The organism is Pseudoalteromonas sp. S3260, assembly GCF_005886925.1.
In the GTDB taxonomy this organism is placed as follows: Bacteria; Pseudomonadota; Gammaproteobacteria; order Enterobacterales; family Alteromonadaceae; genus Pseudoalteromonas; species Pseudoalteromonas tetraodonis.
On record NZ_PNCV01000184.1, the window covers coordinates 1 to 3,140 of the forward strand.

The 3,140-nt window shown below is 38.4% G+C and carries 2 protein-coding genes; one reads left to right on the top strand and one right to left on the bottom strand.

What is annotated here, in order from left to right; all coding sequences use genetic code 11:
• Positions 1-244: 244 nt before the first annotated feature.
• Complete coding sequence (locus CWC14_RS17950; protein ID WP_013464223.1) at positions 245-1,084, bottom strand: HDOD domain-containing protein; 840 nt, start codon at positions 1,082-1,084, stop codon at positions 245-247.
• Between the two features lie 281 nt (positions 1,085-1,365).
• Between CWC14_RS17950 and CWC14_RS17955 the strand changes: the two genes are divergently transcribed.
• Positions 1,366-3,066 carry a DUF8614 domain-containing protein gene (locus tag CWC14_RS17955; protein ID WP_138564262.1) on the top strand — a complete coding sequence of 567 codons (1,701 nt, stop codon included), beginning with the start codon at positions 1,366-1,368 and terminating at the stop codon, positions 3,064-3,066.
• The last annotated feature ends 74 nt before the right edge of the window (positions 3,067-3,140 follow it).

Sequence of the window (3,140 nt, forward strand, 5' to 3'; positions counted from 1 at the left end):
GGTGGTTTAGGGGCTGAAAATTAAATAGTATTAAAAATATAAGCACGATATTAATCGTGCTTTTTATTGTTTAAAAACAAGTTATACCAATTGCATTAAATGAGTGATCTATTATAGCGACAAAGAAATAAGTCGATAACAAGGCAAAAATTATGATACATAGTTGTTCTATATAAATAATTTTTAACGCAGGTAGCGGATTATTTAATATGCTAGAATAATCATGTTTTTAATAAAGTTGGTATTAACTAAACATTTCTTTTACGTCTTCAACCATATGCAAATACTCTTCACTCTCTAACATTTCTAATGAAGGAAATATGCCTTTATCAATATACGTTTGCAGCGCTGCTGACTTATCAGATACTTGTAAGGTTCCCTCAAGGATTGCACCAACACGAATAAAGTCGATATAACTCACCTCAGCAGTACGATGATTCACATCTGCCCAGTGCTGCGCGACCTCAACAAACACATCAGGAAATTCCCATGCTTTCATGATTGAACCACCAATTTTACCACTTAAACGTTGAATCGCATGGGCTAAAAAGCTGGGGCTTGCAAACACTTCAGGGTGACGCTCTGCTTCAGTTAAAATGGGTAACACCCCAATATTATAAACTAATGAAGCTAATGTAATGGCATCGCGATTTAGCGATGTATGGGTATTTCTTTTTAAGTAAAACTCCATTAATGAAATAGAGTGCGAGGCCACATGCAGCGTTTTATGCCACGCCTTTCCCATGTAGCCTTTTATTAACTCGTTGTTAGATACAAATAACTGCTCCATCGCCATGGCTGTGGCAATATTTTTTATTTGCCTAAGCCCAATACGTGTAACGGCTTGGTGCAAGTTAGACACCTTTACAGCTCGGCCCATAATTGCACTATTTGCGACTTTGATCATCCGCGCCGACAATGCAGGATCATGTGCTATCACATCTGACATTTGCATCAAATTAACATCGGGGTTATCTGCGGCTTGGCGAACCTTAATCGCTACCTCAGGTAACGTAGGCAACACCAGTGTGTCGTTGTTAATTCTGTCAACTAAAATAGTGAGTAAGGCATTTTCTGTAGACATAAAATATCCCTTTGCTTAATGGCCTATACTTTACAGCAAGTCTTATATTATTAATTATTTCAAAGCTTAGTAGTATTAAACATATACCTAAAATAGAAAGAATTGTAGATAATTATTGATTATTTACCAGCGGCCCCTCATTAGTGCACTCTAACGTCTAATACTTGCTATTTGCTAGTATGTTTTGCTTTAATGCAAGCATGCTAAGGCACACTAATACTCATTCAGTACCTTAACTTACAGTATACAAGTTATAAAATAGACTTTTTAAAGGCAATATAATGATCTTAAATAAAATTAGCCAAGCAATACTGCTCTCTGGCATCGTTTTTCTTAGTGCCTGTTCTGAGCAAGCACCGTCTTCAAACAATACGCCGCAAAGCTCAGCGCCAACGGCTTCTCAAGCGCCTTCAAGGCCAACACTCGTTAATATTGACCGTCAACGCTTAGACATATACACAGACTTCAGCTTACAAAGCGATTTGTCACACTTATCTGAGAACCAAAAAGCCATGGTTGCCAAGCTTATTGATGCTTCAAAAATTATGGACGATTTATTTTGGAAACAAGCATTTGGTGAAGATAAACAAAGCTTTTTAGCACAATTAGATGATGAAAAAGTACGTCGGTTTGCAGATATAAACTACGGCCCATGGGATCGCTTAAATGGCGATGAAGTATTTTTATCTGGCTATAAAGAAAAGCCGCTTGGGGCAGGTTTTTATCCGGCCGACATCACCAAAGAAGAGCTTAATAACGCTGATGTAAAAGATAAAACAGGGCTTTACTCACTTATTAAACGCGATGAACTAGGTAATTTATACAGCACGCCTTATTCAGAAGAATATGCCGTAGAACTTGCCCAAGCAGCTAAGTTACTTAGAGACGCTAGCAAATTAGCTGACGACAAAGAATTTGCCAACTACCTAAACTTACGAGCTGACGCAATACAAAGCGATGATTTCCAAGCCTCTGACTTTGCTTGGATGGATATGAAAAATAATCCTATCGATGTTGTTATTGGCCCAATTGAAAACTACGAAGACCAATTATTTGGTTACCGTGCTGCCTATGAATCGTATGTACTAATTAAAGATTTAAAATGGAGCGAACGTCTGGCTAAATTTGCTGCCTTTTTACCTGAGCTGCAAAAAGGCTTACCTGTTGATAGCAAATACAAGCAAGAAGTACCAGGCTCAGATGCTGACTTAAATGCCTACGATGTTGTTTATTATGCTGGGCACTCAAATGCCGGCAGTAAAACCATTGCAATTAACTTACCAAATGATGAGCAAGTACAGCTAGAAAAAGGCACACGTCGCTTACAGCTTAAAAATGCAATGCGAGCGAAGTTTGATAAAATTTTAGTCCCTATCGCAGAGCAGTTAATTGTGCCAGAGCAACGTAAACACATTACCTTTGATGCATTTTTTGCTAACACTATGTTCCATGAAGTAGCTCACGGTTTAGGTATTAAAAATACTATTACCGGCAAAGGTACCGTTCGCCAATCTCTACAAGAGCATGCTAGCGCCTTGGAAGAAGGTAAAGCAGATATTCTTGGTCTGTACATGGTTGAACAGTTACTTAAAAAAGGGGAAATCACTGAAGGAACGTTAGAAGATTACTACACCACCTTTATGGCGGGTATTTTCCGCTCTGTGCGTTTCGGTGCATCAAGTGCACATGGTAAAGCAAACATGATCCGCTTTAACTTTTTTGCTCAAGAAGGTGCCTTCTCTAAAAATGAAGACGGCTTGTATAGCATCAACATGGATAAAATGGGCGACGCTATGGCTAAATTATCGCGCCTTATTTTAACCCTGCAAGGTGACGGTGATTACGAAAAAGTTGATCAACTGATTGCAACTCATGGCGATATTAAAGCGGAACTAGCTAAAGATTTAGAAAAGTTAAGCAAAGCGAACATCCCTGTAGATGTGACCTTCAAACAAGGCAAAGATGTGCTTGGCCTTAATTAATATGCGCTAAATTAGTTCACATAAAAAAAAGCGTTACATTGTAACGCTTTTTTATCTAGGGTCTGTTGACCTTT